A 15,094-nucleotide genomic window follows, 5' to 3' on the forward strand; every position below is an offset into this window, starting at 1 on the left:
CGATCTGTGATGAAATGTTTTGTTAATAGCTGTTGTTTGGTGTTATTTGGGCTGCTGCTCTTCTCGGCTTGCCAAAAGGAATATTACGATGAGTCTGGGACACACGATGCCCATTTTGGAGGTTCCATATGGGAATATCTAGAAACGAGGCCCGAGCTTTTTGATACGTTGCAAGTCGCCCTGCAAGTTGCTGGGCTGGATCAAGTGTTGCACAGTGAGCATGTAACCTTCTTCGCCCCGACCGATCAATGTGTGCTCAAATCGGTATGGGCGTTGAATGCTTACCTCTACGAACGTGGACAGGATACAATTACTTCCCTGAAGCAGGTTGACCCCAGCGTGTGGCGGAAATTTTTCAGCCGGTACATCCTCAAAGGAACATACCTTGCGAAAGACTTTCCACAATTGGATACGTTGAACCTCTCCGCATTTCCGGGGCAGGGATATGTGACCTATGGGAATGAAGATATGAACATCGGCGTGCTCTACAATGATGTAGTGACCAAAAACTCAGATGGTACCGATCAAGTGATAAAATATGCAGGCTATCGCCAGCTGTATCTCAACTACCCCTTTTCAAGTGGAAACAATACAGGGGTAAGCTATATACCATTTGTTACAGCTCCCGTTGCGACTTCCGATATTCAGCCGGCCAATGGTGCTTTGCATGTGCTTCAGTTTTCCAAGCACGCTTTCGGATTTCTCTCGTATCTATTCGTTCAGGAGGCATTGGCCAAAGGAATCACAACAAATTAAACACCCATGATTATGAAATTACTTAATGTAAAGATCGTTTGTTTGCCCATTCTTTTTCTCCTTTTGACGGCCTGCAGTAAAGACCTGGTCGTGGGAGAAGATCCATATGCCGGAGGTAAGGGATCTTTGGGGATAGGTTTTGTCAGCAATTACCCAAGTCCTGAAGTAGCCAAGCCAGGGGAGTTGGTGGAATTCCAGGTAAAGGGACTGCTCCCCTATATTGGTCAGTTGAATTTTTTTGTCAATAATACTCCTGTGGAGGTAATTTCTGCAGAAGATTCGCTCGTGATCGTTCGTGTACCGACGCAGATTTCATCCGGCGACGCAAAAATAGTTGTGGAAAATCAGGTTTTTTATGGCCCACGCTTACAGATCCAGGGCAATGTATCCTTTGATGCCAACTACGGAATTGTCAATGGATTTAACGGCTTTGTGAGTGACTTTATTCCCAATGCCGGCGGATATATTGTTGTTGGGGCTTTCACCAATTTTGAAGACGAGGCGAATAATGAAACGACCTTCATTCGTGGCATACACTTTATTGATGCGAATGGGCGGAGTTCGTCCTCCATGAATTTTGGTAAGGGAGCCTATAATATCAATTCCATCGCGCGGATGAGTAGCGGTGCCTTCGTGGTGGGCGGTGCAATATCCTCGTTCAATGATCGTGAAGTGTATGGCATTGCGAAGCTTTTGCCTTCAGGTCGTCTGGATACGATGGTTGTCGACGTGATCAATACCACAGAGTTTCCGCAAAACAGCCTGGACACCGTTTCTTCGTTTAACGGTGGCGTCACGGGCGGATCGGTACTGAAAGTTTTTGGCGTTGCCGATGATAAGGTTATTGCTGTGGGCAACTTTACTCGGCACTTAAAAATCGACTATACGTATTCCTCCCGCGAGACGCGCCGGCCAATTCTTACCTCCGCAAGAAATATCGTCCGCTTAAAGTCTGACGGAACGCTGGATTCCACATATAGCTATAACCATGAGGGGGCCAATGGTGCCATTGCCGATGCCGTGCAAATGCCGGATGATAAAATCGTGTTGGTAGGTACATTCTCGCGGTTCAATGGGAAGGCGGCGCCTGGAATTGTGCGCTTGCATGCCGATGGGACGGTAGATGAAAGTTTTGCGATTGGAACAGGAGCCGCTCGTATACAATCAATAAGCTATAATCCGCAAGTAAAGAAGTTTGTCGTTACCGGAAGCTTCACAACGTTTAACGGTACGACGGCAAATGGTGTTGCCGTGTTGAACGAAACGGGTTCTAAAGATGGAGGATTTGTGCTTGGCGATATAGGGGCTGGTGTGCCCACTTATGGGTATGTGCTGAACAATGGAAAAGTACTTTTGGATGGCACCTTTGAAACGTATAACGGCGTACCCCGATCCAACCTACTTGTTTTGGAGGCGAATGGCTCCATGCTGCAGCTTTATAATTCTTTTTCTCCTTTTTCGGGAGCACTTTACAAGGTCGTGGAAACCACATCCTCCTTGGGAAATCCTGCTTTGCTGCTCGGAGGGGCAATTTTCGGATTTGATGGCCATAGAGCAGGAAGACTGATCCGGGTAGAAATTAAAAACTAAGCATTAAAACGAATTGACCATGGTAAAATTTAATAGATATTTTAGTGTCATTTTAGTAGGTACGATCCTAATGTTGGCGCTGCATAGCTGTAACAAGGAATTTCCAAACTTACTGGAAGAATATGGAGAAGCACAGGATCCGGCACCGGTGAAAGATAAGGTGCTGCTCCTTGTTGTAGAAAGCCTGAGTGGCCCTGCCGTGCAACGTCTAGAACCCACGAATCTCACATTGATGGCGCGTAATGCCTTGGTAACCTATGGTGGCTTGACCGATGCGTCTACCAATTATGAAGTCACGAGCGAATCGGTATGGGCATCCTTGCTTACCGGTGTTACGGGAGCTAAAAATGGCGTGACGGGTACCGATATCGGTATGTTGAATAAGGCGATGTATCCGACGATTATCTCAAGGCTAGCAAACCTCACTGATGCGCGATCTTCCACCTTTTATACAAGCTCCCAACAATATGCAGCGGTGCTTGGCGAAGATGCAGACCATATCGTGACAGAAGCTGGTGATGAGCAATTGGTATCCAAAGCGGCGGTAGGCTTAACGAGCGACAGTGCGGATCTGCAGGTGTTGCAGTTGTCTGCGCTAGCGCAGCTCAGTCAAAATGCCACGTCGGAAGCGTATGCCGAAGCATTAGGGAAAATAGATCTGCAAATAAAGACCTTAGTGGATGCCGTGAAAGCACGCACAACCTATAGAAATGAAAATTGGTTGATCGTTGTAACCTCTTCCAAGGGCGGTGTATATGAAAAAGATGAGGTCGACTACACGGCCTTTGGGGATCCTGAGCGGGAAACGTACTGCATGTTTTACTCGCCGCGTTTTTCAACCAAAGTCACGCCTAGGCCAAGTGCAAACGACATCCCCTTCGCGGGCAATGCTGTTCGCTATACCTATGGGGGCGGTAACCAAGTAGTTGGTAAACTAAGCGACGTTTCGAAAATCAATATGGGCGCGACGGAAGACTGGACGATCAACCTGTTTTTGCGCTACAACACCGCCGGAGCCAATTATTATTATCCTTCGTTTTTCTCAAAACGTGCACAGGGTTTTTCCGGTCCGGGATGGAACATGTTCTTGGAGGGTAATTATTGGGGATTCAACAGTTCGATAGCCGGACAGGTTTTTGGAAAAGTCATAAACGATGGACAATGGCACGCATTGACCGTAGTAATTCGTCGTAGCGGGACGATGGATTCGGTATTCACTTATACGGATGGTTTGGCCGAGTCCTCTCGGGCTGTCAGCGCAAGCGTGAATGCCAATTCGTTGAACAATGATGCACCACTTACGCTAGGATATATTGCTGGTGATGGGAATACATCCTGCGATTTATCTATTGCCAATGTACAGATCTATAATCGTGCCTTCACGCCTGCCGAGGTGCGACAGTATACCGGGATTGTTGAAGTCGGCGAAAGCCATCCTTTTTGGTCAGACTTAAGAGGTTATTGGCCCTGTTATCCCGATGTGAATACAACGACCTTGACCGATAAAACGGCTAACGCGGGCAACTTCCGTCTGCAAGGGCCAGCAAGTTGGATTAGCTTTAATGAGCTAGTCGCTTTCTTTCAGCCTCCAATTTCCCCCTCCTTCTACCGGATGGTGCCCAATGCCGTGGATATCCCATTTATTATTTACCAATGGTTGGGTGTCAGCGTAGAGCAGTCTTGGGGTATGGATGGTAGGAGCTGGAGCCCCAATTACAGTCAAGTTCGAAATTAACGATTTAACGAAAGGTTATGAAAAGATATCAAATGCTGGTGGGTGGATACGTTGCTGCGGTTTTACTGTGCGCCTCCTGTGGTAAATATAATTTTGATTTTAAAGACGGCTACCAGGAAGGAGATTCGCTTGCATCCGAAATCCTGACCGATACGACCATGTTTGTTGCCGATAAAAGTATGTATACGAAGGCAAGGATCTATCCAGGGTTAGTAGGCGATGCTGTGGTCCGATTGAAGCAGGATACTACCATTACGCTGAACTTACCCGATCTCTATATCCCTGCAGATGACTATAAGGTGCAAAGTACGCCCGTACCTTGTTACAGTACAGGATTGTATGCGCCTGCAGGTGAGGTTATTCGCATCACCGTACCCATGGGGGTGACGGGTCTTACCGTTCAATTGGGAGCGCATACGGACAATATAACCGGTAAAGATGCGCCCCGCCGTGAGGCGATAATCTACACAAGAAAAGAACTTTTTCCGGGTGTAAACTATGTAAAGAACCTTTTTGGCGGAACGATCTGGATATACAACAGTGTCGCAAAGACCGAAGCGGTGTCCCTCGCATTTGCGGGAGCTGTAAGGACCTCTGATTTTGTGCTTGGCAAATCAAATCTTGCTGAATGGCAGCGTGACGTGTTGGCTAATGATGTGCCATGGTTGGAACTACGAGCCCACCGCACGGTGTTTACCGTGCCGCGCTCGCTTATCGTTCGCTTTATTCAGCAGGGACGTGCAAACGGTGTCGAGGAGGCTTTACAGCTTTGGGACAAAACTTACGAGGACGATTACTACAAGTGGATGGGACTCACAGCAACGGCTTCCCAACCTTTTAATGCTTATCCACAGCTTCCCGAGCGCGCGGTTATGGATATACACCCCTCAGCGGGCTACGCCCATTCCGGAAACCCTTGGGTCATGCAGGAGGATGAATATTGGTTGGACGAACTGATCAATCCAGAAACCGTCAGAAGAGGGACCTCTTGGGGTACCTATCATGAAGTGGGACATAACTACCAACAGGTACGCTCGTGGAGTTGGTCAGATCTCGGAGAGACAACGAACAATCTATTCGTATTCAATGCTGCGCGCAACCGAGGAGTGACCCAACGTGCGGCTTTCCATCCGGCATTGGCCGAAATGATTCCTGCAGCACTCGTCTTCGCCAATAGCTCTGGTGCAAAGAATTTTTCAGCTCTTCCAACAGCAGTGGCCGATGGGGCACCATTTTTCCGGCTAACGCCATTTTTACAGATTTTCGACAAAGTGAAAGGGAAAAATGGAGAATCTGGATGGGATTTTATGCCCTACATCTATACACGTTCTAGAAATGAGGGTATTACCTTAGCGCTGGACCAAGCCAAAAAAGATTATTTCTACAGACAGCTATGTCATTTTTCTGGACGTGATTACCAACGGTTTTTTACGGCTTGGGGTATTGCTATATCGGGTTCTGCCAAACGTGAGATACGAAACCTTTACCCCCCGATGGAAACAGCCGTTTGGCAATACAACCCCTTGACATTTTCGGGTGGTGATGGTGCCGTCGCGCCAAAATACGACATTCCTGGAGGTACATTTGAATTTACTGCAAACGCAGCGACAGCTACCGGGGAAAGTATCGGGTCCTTCGCGGCCTTGATCGATGGCAATCCCGCAACCTACTGGCATACGTGCTACAGTGGCTGCTCGCCAACGACAACGCTACCTGTCCACATCATGATGGATATGAAGGATGTGACTGCTTTTAAAGGTTTCTACATACAAAACAGACAAGGAAATACCTATCAGCCTAAGGTCAACGTCTACATCAGTAACGACAAGGCAAATTGGACGAAAATGGGTGAGTACGAGCTGGCAAAGAGCAGCGAGTCCGCTGCACAGCGCAACGCGAGACGGGAATTTGCTTTTCCAAATATAGTTGAATCCCGCTATGTCCGTTTTGAATTTGCACAGACAAATTTAGGTGGGGAAGTACACGTCGCCTTAGCTGAGCTTGGCGTATTTTATGATATTTAATGCGAAAAGATGATGAAAATAAAAATCTTAGGTAGATCCTGCCTGACAGCAGTGTTGCTGGTCGTTTTAGGACAAGTGGCCTGTACAAAATACGAGAACCCTCCCGCGATATTTGAAGATCAGGAGGACGGGCGAGCGTTGGAAACGCGGCGCAAGGTTCTTTTTATCTCTGTAGACGGCGCGGTGGGTGCGGTGGTAAAAGATGTGATGCCAGCCAACATCGCGGCTATGCTTCCCAGCAGTAAATATACGTTTGATGCGTTGGCCGACGAAAATACGGGTGACGCTGCCAGCTGGATGACGATGATGAGTGGTGTTTCTTCCAATGCCCATCATATCGAAGATGATTCCTTCATCCCAAAACCCGATGAGCATGACCATCATGCCAATGCTGCCGGTTATCCCTCCTTGCTGTATCGCATGGCTACTTTGGCTCCTAGCTTGCGATCCTATGTCGTGGCACGGAATGCAGGTATTAGTAACCGGCTACTCGTTAGTGCCAGTGAGAGCTATCATGCAACGTCAGACGAAGAGACAAAAGACGTGGCGGTCGAGCTTCTAAAAAGTAAGATATCGGACGTTCTGCTGTTGCAGTTTACCGATGTGCTGGATGCCGGAAAATCGGGTGGATTTTCTGCTGAAAACAGCGGTTATGTGGATGCTTTGAATCGTGTGGATGGTTATATAGGTGAGGTGATGGCGGCTTTGAAAGCACGTGAAAATTTTGAGTTTGAAGATTGGTTGATCATTATTACGTCAAACCATGGCGGGTTGGGAGATTCGTACGGTGGAGATAGTGCCGAAGAACGTAATATTTTTGCTGTTTTTCAAAATCCTAGGTTTAAAGGTTTGGAGCTCTTTGCTGATAAGATGGAGGCACTACGCTTCTTCGGTTTTTACGATCCTCTTCAAGCTAACTATGCGCACTACGGCCCATCTGCATTTAGAGGTAGAAATAACCCCGTCGATCTGGCAGCAGAAAAGATCTATGATGCAGCCAATACAGGAGAATTGACGGTAGAGGCAAAGATAAAAATGAATGCTGTACAGGGGGGCTATGCTTATGCACTCAATACGCCTTTCTTGGGCAAGAATGCCCAGCGCACTGGTTCGACACCGGGATGGGCATTTTTCAAGAGCGGCGCCAGCCTGACATTTTATGCCGCGGATGGCGCCACGAAGATCGAGAGCGGGATGGGCGCGGTGTCCTCAGCAGGAGAGTGGGCACATATCACCGCTGTTTTGCTCAAGGTAAACAATGTTCCCACCGCGAAGCTATACGTTAATGGTGCCTTGGTCGCTTCGCCTTCGAATAGCAGCTTGAATATGAGCAATGTAGCGTCGTCCACCGGACTGACTTTCGGATATTTTCCCTACATCTTTAGCGGCCTGCCGATCGATGTACAGCTGTGTGATGTCCATATTTGGAATAGCGCGTTGTCGGACAGTGAGGTGGCTGCCCATGCAAACCGAATCGGGTTGCCAGATAATGCGCTACAAGACAGTCGTTTGGTGGGATACTGGCCCATGGACCAGTTAGTCAATAATACATTTGCAAACAAGCTGTCCGGAAAGCCGGCTGTGGCGGCACAAGGATCCACCAGAAAAATCATTTCTGCCAATGACATGCCTTTTGCTGATCCCAATGCGGTGCTGTTCCAATCGACCGATGTCTTTACGCAGATTTTTTATTGGATGCAATTGCAAGCCCAAGACACGTGGAATTTGGAAGGACAGGTGTTCCTTAACAGGTTTGAAGCAGAATTCTTAGTTGAATAATATGAATTGATCATGATAAAATCCAAATTAAAAGAAAGCAATGTGTTGGTGCTATTGATCTTGATGGTTTTTAGCATAACTTCTTGTAAAGAAGAAGCGCTTATTTTTCCACCGATACAACAGGGTGAGGCGATTGTTGCGGAAGCCCGTCCCGCGGCGAGGCCTTCTAATCTGACCGTCATATCAGCGTTTAATAAACAGATTGAAATTTATTGGCCACAGATTAGTGATCGCGTACGTCGTGCTATGGTTACCTATCAGGAAGCGGGCCAGCTCAAATCGGTGCATGTTGATTCGTTTGATAAAGCGACCATTATTCCCGTTCAGGAGATTGCGACCTATTCGTTTGATGTCGTGTATTACACGGAAGACAATACCGCATCGAAGGTAACAAGCTTCCAAGTGCAGAGCCGGCCTTTCGAGACTGATTTCAAAGTTCAGCAGATGATTGTAAGCGAAATTGAAGGAGGTGTCAGGTTTGTGTTTCCCGATACGGATACGGACAAAGAATTTGTCTATACCGTAGGCTACACGATGGATGGCGAAGAGCGAACTGTGGAAAGCCGTAGCCGTGGAGGGGCCACGGTGGAAGTTGCAGGACTGCTTGACGAAACCGTCGCCGTTGATTTTGCTATACAAGTCGCTGATATAGCGATTGATCGCATAGCAATCACCAAGAAAAGTAGCAAACCAGGGGTGCTACAATTTAAGCGATTACTGCCATCTTTCAAGTATTATTTAAGGGGGCAAACGGGTAATGTACAGTGGACAAACGATATAAACGAGCCCGTAACGGTAAAAATCGATTATATCGTGGGCGGCGAAGAAAGATCGATAGTGGTGGAAAATACAGATCGGTCTGAGGTGCTTTCCTTCCATGTTGCTGGCGAAATGACGCCCGTAAAAATGTCCATCACTGGAAAAGAAGGTTACTCCCTCGTCGTGCAGGAGACTATCGCAACCGAGATGCCTAAAAGCGCGTGGACAGCACAGGTATCGTCTGTAGAGACCGCAGAAGGGGCAGCTAACGGCCGAGCGATCTCTTTGATCGATGATAACATCAACACCTTTTGGCATTCAACGTGGTCAAGTGGCAACAATCCTGTTTTTCCGCATTGGTTCAGTATTGACTTTGGAAGCGAGAAAGTGCTGTCACAGATAGGGATGATTCGAAGGCATAACAATACAGGTGGTGGCTTCAGCACCTTTCATATCGAGATATCAAACAATGGATCCGACTGGATTGCGGTTGAGCAGAATTTGACGTTTATATCGAACGACAGTCCCGCAGCATGGCAGGACTATGCTATCGTTCCCGTGAAAACGAGATTCGTGCGTATCATGATCGTCGCTCCTCGGGTAAGTACGGTGACCAATACGCATTTGGCAGAGTTTAGGGCGTTTGGGTATTAAACTCGCCACACAGACAAGTTTGGATACGTCGTGGCGATGTATCCAAACCTATAGAAAGCGTGCTTAAATTGATGGATTGCTTGTCTTTTTTACCTGCGGACGATGCTTAGATGCTACCGTTTGGTCCAATCATCTTTGCGTCGTCTCCCCATGATGCGGGCCATAATCCAAATGACGGCGACACTGATCAAGATCACGGCTATAACGCCAGACCAGGCGCCGGTGTGAAAAACTACTTCTGCTACTTGACAACTGTTCATCATCGCCATCGTGAAAATAACTAGGGCACTTTGGGAAAATCTTCGCATAACTAATTTTTTTATCTTGAACAACGTAATGTGTCAAAGTGTTGGAAAAAAATGAAAATACGGACAGTTCATTCGTGTTTGCAGACATTGGCATATGCAGATTCGCATGCATAGTGCATGAGCAAACAAACGTATATTATACTGCAGTATCAAGGATCCGCACTTACTCGTGTTCGCACATTAGGAGTCTTTGATCAAGATTTTTTCCACAACTTCTTTAAAGCGCTTTTGCGTATTGGCACAATTCAGATCCAAACCTAATAGTTTTGCGCCTTCGACCCGGGAGTTAATCGCAATAAATGTCATTCCGGCTGCCAATAACGCATAGCATACAGGATCCATATTTTCCTCAAGCTTTTTATTTTTTTGAAGAATTTCGATAACCACTGCTAGCGTAGCTGTGTGCTGCTGTACTAGGGGCGATACTTGACTGTTTTTGGCGGACAGCCCCCAGTGAAGCAAGCCCTTCCATTCCGGATCTTGCATGATTTCGTCGAAATGCGTTTCCAACAAAGAAAAGATGTCTTCATCCAGAACCTGTTCCGGTATAGCCGACATGTGCTTGGCAAGGGTTCGTGCGTTCGCCTTCTGTGTTTCTTTTCGTCTAAGAAACGCGTCTATAAGTCCTTCAAAATTCTCAAAATATAAATAGATAAGCTTCGGATTTAGATTCGCTATGTTCCTGACCGTACCCATGTTCAAGTCTGCATATGACATGCGTCCCAATATTTCACCAATGCTATCGATAAGTTTCTCTTGGGAACGTGTTTTGTTACGAATGCCTCCCTTAAAGCTTTTTTTCTTTTCTGTCATCATAATTCATTGTTAAGTAGCCATTTTCTGTTTCGGTATTCTGATTCAAATCTTTTATTATCAGCGTTTTGAGTTTTGAATATGTGCCGTTTTTAATAGAGCATTTTCCTCGAAAATATACTATGGTGTTTATCATGATTGGCCTTTCCATGCTGTTTGTGGACAGTAAAGAAAGGGTTATAATGGTTTCTGTCTATGTTTCTTTTTCAAATATAGAAAATATGTTTTTTATATGCGGATAATGTTTTTAAATATATTCGATTATTTAATTTAAGAAACTTTTTGGAGGGGTGTTATTTTTTGTATTCTATTTATTAGTGTTATTGTGACATTTTTTTAATCTTAATTTTTCATTCATGTTTTTTGTTGTTGGTTTTTCTTTGTTTGAAATATTGTTTTATATAGCTTTGTGCAGCGGCGCCGTTGCGGGCATTGTTGAGAAAGAGAAGTTCTGCCACTGCTGATTGGATGCTTGCTCATTTGCTTGTTTTGAATCAATGCTGGGTGTAAGTTCGACAGTACAGGACGGTTTTTCTTTTTTGGCGCCTTATCTTTAAACCATCATGCAAAATGCTGTTAACCCATGACGATATTTAAAACCTTAGGACAATTTATAATAGAGAAACAGGCGGATTTCCCGTATGCCAAAGGGGAGCTTTCGCGTTTGTTACGTGATATCGGTATCGCTGCGAAGGTGGTGAACCGTGAGGTCAATAAGGCTGGCTTGGTGGATATACTTGGAGATGCCGGGCAAGTAAATGTGCAGGGGGAAGGGCAAAAAAAGCTGGATGTATATGCGGATGAGCAATTTATAAAAGCCCTGCAGAACGGAGGCGAATGTTGCGTGGTAGCTTCTGAGGAGCATGAGTTTCCCATTGATATCGACTCGGAAATTTCCAAAAACGCGAAATATATTGTTTGCATCGATCCGCTCGACGGATCGAGCAATATTGATGTCAACGTTTCGGTGGGCACTATCTTTTCTATATATCGACGAGATTCTATTGGGGGCAGGCCGACTATGGGGGATATTTTGCAAAAGGGCTCTAAGCAGGTGGCGGCTGGATATGTCGTCTACGGCTCTTCCACCATGCTTGTTTATACAACCGGTAAAGGTGTCAACGGTTTTACACTAGACCCGAGCATAGGCGAATTTTGTTTGTCGCACCCTTCCATCAAAGTGCCAGCAAGAGGAACGATTTACTCCATTAATGAAGGCAACTATCGAAAGTTTTCCAGTGGGGTAAAGAAGTATATCAAATACTGCGAAGAAGAGGATGCCGCAACCAACAGGCCTTATACTTCCAGGTACATCGGCTCGCTGGTAGCCGACATTCACCGTAACTTGCTTTTAGGAGGGATCTTTATTTATCCGGCTACACTTACCCATCCAAATGGGAAATTACGCTTGATGTACGAATGTAACCCCATTGCTTTTATTATTGAACAGGCCGGTGGAAAAGCAACTGATGGCAGGCAGCGTATCTTGGATATGGAGCCTACTGCTCTTCACCAGCGTTCAGCATGCTTTATGGGCAGTTCGGAAATGGTCGATAAAGTCGAGCAATTTCTACGGTCAGAAGATGATCGATGAAGCTGCTAGTGGCCAGCACGCATGCTTTCCGCGATCTTCGAAATAAACTCCCGGCCATTCAGCGGTTTTTTCAAGATCCCATCAAATGTATGCCCCCCCCTAGGGCGCTCTTCGCTATCTATCATGTCACCCGTGGATAGGAATACTTTGACGTTCTTTTTTCTTTTTTTGATATGGTGTAAGACGTCCCATCCATCTAGTTCGGGCATCCGAAGGTCGGTCACAACGATATCGACCTTGTTTTCATCAATGAAGGTCAACGCTTTTTCCGGATTTTGGAAAAAAAAGGCCTGTGCAGCGATCTCCTTTGCGAAATTTGATAGATACATCAGATTGATTCTGCTGTCATCGATAAAAACTAGGGTTATACCCGGCGGTATGCGCGGAAAATCGTAGGGTTTGCTGCAGCCATCCGCTAGCCGTAATTTTTCAATGGGAACGGACAACGAAAAGCTGGATCCTGCGGCGGGCTGGCTTTCCAAGCTAATCCTGCCGCCAAGCTGTTTAGCGAGCAGGCTGGAGATATAAAGCCCAAGTCCGAACCCGCCGATTTTAGAAGCATCGCCCATATAATATTTTCGAAAAACGTGTTCCTGTTCTTCTTTGGGAATCCCGATACCCGTGTCGCTTACGGTGACCAGCAACTTATGCTTTTTGGTCTCCGCCGTCAATAATACCCTGCCTTTTGCCGTATATTTGATGGCATTGGAAAGCAAGTTGGATGTGATTTGCTTCAGCCGAACAGCGCTGCTGTAAATCTCTAGCCCCTCGTCAAATGCGATCTGCTTTTTCAACTGCAATCCTTTCTTTTGGGCTTGGTGGCGATGCAGGTTGAGTGTTTCTGTTAAAATCTGCAGTGGTGAGAAATATTCGTATTGAACGTCGAGTTTGCCGACTTCGAGTTTGCTGAGGTTCAGAATGTCGTTGATTTGGCTATTGACCAGCTTGATTTCCTGGATTGCCGAATCTAGATCGTCTTGTTGCAAGACCTGAGCGTTATTGTTCCTCTTCAGCATGTCGATAATGCCTAATAAAGAAGATACAGGTGTACGTACCTCATGGCTGATGTTTGCCAGAATACTTGTTTTTTCCTCGGCAACATGGGCTGCATATGCTTTCTCTTCACGCAGTCTTCTTTCGTACCGTGCTGCGTTAGATTGGTAAAAGAGAATAAGTGCAATCATAAAGAACATGAGCAGAAGAGATGCGGTAATCTGCTTTTCAAACCTATTTGTGCTATTTTGATAGGCAACCATGTCGTTTCTTTGCTGCGTTCTGTTTTTTGTCAACTCTTGCTCTTCAAGGTCGTGTATGCCGTTTCTCAGATTGGTCAAGAGCTGATAGTTGGATTGCACAATTTCTCTTTCCTGCTGTAGCATGGCCTTGAATTTGTTTTTGAGCTGCACCGATTTGCGGACATATAATTGTTGCTGTTGGTCATTGGAATGCTTAATATGGCGATAGATGGCATCGATATGACTGCTGTTAAGGTGCTGGGTCATGGTGTTGGAGATGACCATGTCGGCCTTAGCCTTGAAAATGCGCGTAAACAGATTCTGTTTTTTTGCTAGAATGGTGTCCGTTACTAGCTCCTGCATCGCCGTATCTGTCAGTATACGGCTTACGATCGAGTCGGTGCTGCTGTGCTTGGCAAGCGGGATGTGCCACTGTTCGTCGTTTTGCAGCGCCAAGAGGGAATCCCGGGATAACATTACCAAATCACGTATTGTTTTCCGCAATACGCTAAAAGAATGTTCCATATATTTCTTTTCTCCAATAAGGGGTATTTTGTTTAGCATCCCATGATATACATCAGGAAACTGGGACAAGGAGTCAATATGCTTCCCTATTTCTTCCAGGCTATTGTTGTAGGCGCGGTAAGTATCCTTATCGAAATTGATCGTGTATAACCGAAATAGGTTTTCGGCTTCGGTGTAGCTGGATAGTAATCGGTATACGCTTGTTGATGGGCTATGGACAGCGTTGCTAGATTCGAGCAGGCGTTTGTTGAGCTTTCTGAAAGCGACATACTGTTGCACAAAAAGCATACTGAGGTAAATGAAAGATGTTATTAATGCACCTATAACGGCAATGCGTAATCGGTAGAGTGGTTTTTTGTTGCTTAACACGCTGAATTTTTTTCAAAAGTAGCCAATAAACGCGGTTAATGGCTAGCTGTGCATAGAACGAGCCGGCAATGCACTGCTTTCGCTGTTTTTTTTAAAATTTTGTAGAACTATCGCTACACATGGTCGTTGACGGTTCTATGCGCTGAAATCACTAGGCAAGGTGGGGGTATTCGCGGCATGTGGGTCGCTGATATGTCAAACAGGTATCGGTTGCACGTCGTTTGGCTTTGACTTTTTTATGAAAGCTAGATGGCTTCAGTTTTCATCATTCGGGAGCCCAGCGGTCTTGGTTCTAAAAAGCAGCATATTCCGCTGTTCCATGTTACAAGAGAATTTTTCTTGTCGGCTATATGCTACAGATTTTATTTTTGTTGTCACAAAATTACGCTAGCCTTTTCGACTTTGGCTTGTGCGTATTTCCTTTTCTGTTAAGCAAGTATTCTGTGCAAATGTGCCCTGTTTCTGCACTTCTCCAGTAGCGTTACTTTTTTGGTGATGACGGTATGCAATCGATTGTTTTTCTACTTTTTATCCAAAATAGGCCCTGTTATTTCATTTAATTATGAAGAATATTATTTTGCATGTTTGCTGCGAAATATGTTTTAGGTATACGGTTCTTTTCTAGCCTAATTCTGCTGTATTGCTTTAAGTGTTTGACTGACATTTTATTGCTTTTTGGGATAGCCTTGTATTAGCTTTGCGGCAAACTACGGATTTTTTTAGTAGGTATAAACTATTTTTTATAGAAAAGTTAAGTCGTTAGCAGTTATGTGTGAGAAATTGGAATATATGCCACCGGTAATACAGTTGGAGATCATTGATTTGGAAGAAGGATTCGCTGCTGGCTCTGCGATTGTTAGGCCGGTCGATAACAACGGCCATGTTACGGTCGAATGGGAAACAGATAGCGATGAATCAAAAACAATCAACTGGTAATAGCGTAATCATATCAC

11 protein-coding genes are annotated in these 15,094 nt (G+C 45.6%); 8 read left to right on the top strand and 3 right to left on the bottom strand.

What is annotated here, in order from left to right; translation table 11 throughout:
• Positions 1-9 precede the first annotated feature (9 nt).
• Genes IE165_RS18525 through IE165_RS11945 form a run of 6 tightly spaced genes read left to right on the top strand, consistent with a single transcriptional unit; the run spans position 10 to position 9,297 of the window.
• Positions 10-756 (top strand): fasciclin domain-containing protein, encoded by a 747-nt coding sequence (locus IE165_RS18525; RefSeq protein ID WP_229826526.1) that lies wholly within the window; start codon positions 10-12, stop codon positions 754-756.
• A 12-nt stretch (positions 757-768) separates the two neighbouring features.
• On the top strand, positions 769-2,346 hold the full coding sequence (locus IE165_RS11925) for a DUF5008 domain-containing protein (protein ID WP_189626853.1): 1,578 nt from the start codon (positions 769-771) through the stop codon (positions 2,344-2,346).
• A gap of 19 nt (positions 2,347-2,365) precedes the next feature.
• Positions 2,366-4,081 (top strand): LamG-like jellyroll fold domain-containing protein, encoded by a 1,716-nt coding sequence (locus IE165_RS11930; RefSeq protein ID WP_189626854.1) that lies wholly within the window; start codon positions 2,366-2,368, stop codon positions 4,079-4,081.
• A 17-nt stretch (positions 4,082-4,098) separates the two neighbouring features.
• Positions 4,099-6,105 (top strand): M60 family metallopeptidase, encoded by a 2,007-nt coding sequence (locus tag IE165_RS11935; protein WP_189626855.1) that lies wholly within the window; start codon positions 4,099-4,101, stop codon positions 6,103-6,105.
• Between the two features lie 9 nt (positions 6,106-6,114).
• On the top strand, positions 6,115-7,884 hold the full coding sequence (locus tag IE165_RS11940) for a LamG-like jellyroll fold domain-containing protein (RefSeq protein WP_189626856.1): 1,770 nt from the start codon (positions 6,115-6,117) through the stop codon (positions 7,882-7,884).
• Positions 7,885-7,896: 12 nt separating this feature from the next.
• Positions 7,897-9,297 (top strand): discoidin domain-containing protein, encoded by a 1,401-nt coding sequence (locus IE165_RS11945; RefSeq protein WP_189626857.1) that lies wholly within the window; start codon positions 7,897-7,899, stop codon positions 9,295-9,297.
• A 113-nt stretch (positions 9,298-9,410) separates the two neighbouring features.
• On the opposite strand, the gene IE165_RS11950 is transcribed toward IE165_RS11945, so the two are convergent.
• Positions 9,411-9,605 (bottom strand): hypothetical protein, encoded by a 195-nt coding sequence (locus IE165_RS11950; RefSeq protein WP_189626858.1) that lies wholly within the window; start codon positions 9,603-9,605, stop codon positions 9,411-9,413.
• Between the two features lie 180 nt (positions 9,606-9,785).
• The gene (locus tag IE165_RS11955; protein ID WP_189626859.1) at positions 9,786-10,421 is read right to left on the bottom strand and encodes a TetR/AcrR family transcriptional regulator; all 636 of its coding nucleotides are present in this window, start codon (positions 10,419-10,421) and stop codon (positions 9,786-9,788) included.
• A 580-nt stretch (positions 10,422-11,001) separates the two neighbouring features.
• Between IE165_RS11955 and fbp the strand changes: the two genes are divergently transcribed.
• On the top strand, positions 11,002-12,012 hold the full coding sequence (gene fbp, locus IE165_RS11960) for a class 1 fructose-bisphosphatase (protein ID WP_189626860.1): 1,011 nt from the start codon (positions 11,002-11,004) through the stop codon (positions 12,010-12,012).
• A gap of 5 nt (positions 12,013-12,017) precedes the next feature.
• On the opposite strand, the gene IE165_RS11965 is transcribed toward fbp, so the two are convergent.
• Positions 12,018-14,141 carry an ATP-binding response regulator gene (locus IE165_RS11965; protein ID WP_189626861.1) on the bottom strand — a complete coding sequence of 708 codons (2,124 nt, stop codon included), beginning with the start codon at positions 14,139-14,141 and terminating at the stop codon, positions 12,018-12,020.
• Positions 14,142-14,909: 768 nt separating this feature from the next.
• Between IE165_RS11965 and IE165_RS11970 the strand changes: the two genes are divergently transcribed.
• Positions 14,910-15,077: a hypothetical protein gene (locus IE165_RS11970; protein ID WP_189626862.1), complete on the top strand. Its 168-nt coding sequence runs from the start codon at positions 14,910-14,912 to the stop codon at positions 15,075-15,077.
• Positions 15,078-15,094 lie beyond the last annotated feature (17 nt).

It is taken from the genome of Sphingobacterium griseoflavum (assembly GCF_014653155.1).
Taxonomy (GTDB): domain Bacteria; phylum Bacteroidota; class Bacteroidia; order Sphingobacteriales; family Sphingobacteriaceae; genus Sphingobacterium; species Sphingobacterium griseoflavum.